At 44.5% G+C, this 1073-nt stretch carries 1 protein-coding gene; it reads left to right on the plus strand.

Annotated features, from left to right (window positions below):
• The coding region (locus PMAL9190_RS19915) for an S-(hydroxymethyl)glutathione dehydrogenase/class III alcohol dehydrogenase (RefSeq protein ID WP_144384388.1) at positions 1-1073 on the plus strand (1073 nt) is incomplete at both ends.

Genomic DNA, 1073 nt, shown 5'->3' on the forward strand with positions numbered 1-1073 from the left:
TTTATCAAATCAAAAGCTGCTATCGCATGGGGTCCAAAACAACCTCTTTCTGTTGAAGAAATTGATGTAATGCTACCACGTGCAGGCGAAGTATTAGTTCGTATCGTTGCAACTGGCGTATGTCACACTGATGCATTTACATTATCAGGTGACGATCCAGAAGGTATCTTCCCTGCAATCCTTGGTCACGAAGGTGGCGGTATTGTTGAAATGGTTGGTGAAGGCGTAACAAGTGTTGAAGTTGGCGATCACGTAATCCCACTTTACACAGCTGAGTGTGGCAAGTGTAAATACTGCCTATCTGGCAAAACTAACCTTTGTCAGGCAGTACGTGAAACTCAAGGTAAAGGCCTAATGCCAGACGGCACAACCCGTTTCTACAAAGACGGTCAGCCAATCTTCCATTACATGGGTTGTTCTACTTTCTCTGAGTACACTGTACTTCCAGAAATTTCTTTAGCAAAAATCAGCAAAGAAGCGCCACTTGAAGAAGTTTGTCTACTAGGTTGTGGTGTAACAACCGGTATGGGTGCGGTACTTAACACAGCTAAAGTTGAAGAAGGCAATACTATCGCTGTCTTTGGTCTAGGCGGTATCGGTCTTGCTGCTATCATCGGTGGTACTATGGCTAAAGCAAGCCGTATCATTGCGATTGATATCAACGAAAGCAAATTCGACCTTGCTCGTAAACTAGGTGCAACAGATTGCATCAACCCAATGAACTACGACAAGCCAATTCAAGAAGTGATTGTTGAAATGACTGATGGCGGCGTAGATTACTCTTTTGAGTGTATCGGTAACGTTAATGTTATGCGTTCAGCACTAGAGTGTTGTCATAAAGGTTGGGGCGAATCAGTAATCATTGGTGTTGCTGGTGCTGGTCAAGAGATCTCTACTCGTCCATTCCAACTAGTGACTGGTCGTGTATGGCGTGGTTCTGCATTCGGTGGCGTTAAAGGCCGTTCAGAGCTTCCAGGTATCGTTGACCGTTACATGGCAGGTGAATTCCAACTTGATGACTTCATCTCATTCAACATGGGCCTAGACGACATCAACAAGTCATTTGACCTATT

Source organism: Photobacterium malacitanum (genome assembly GCF_900185615.1).
GTDB lineage: Bacteria > Pseudomonadota > Gammaproteobacteria > Enterobacterales > Vibrionaceae > Photobacterium > Photobacterium malacitanum.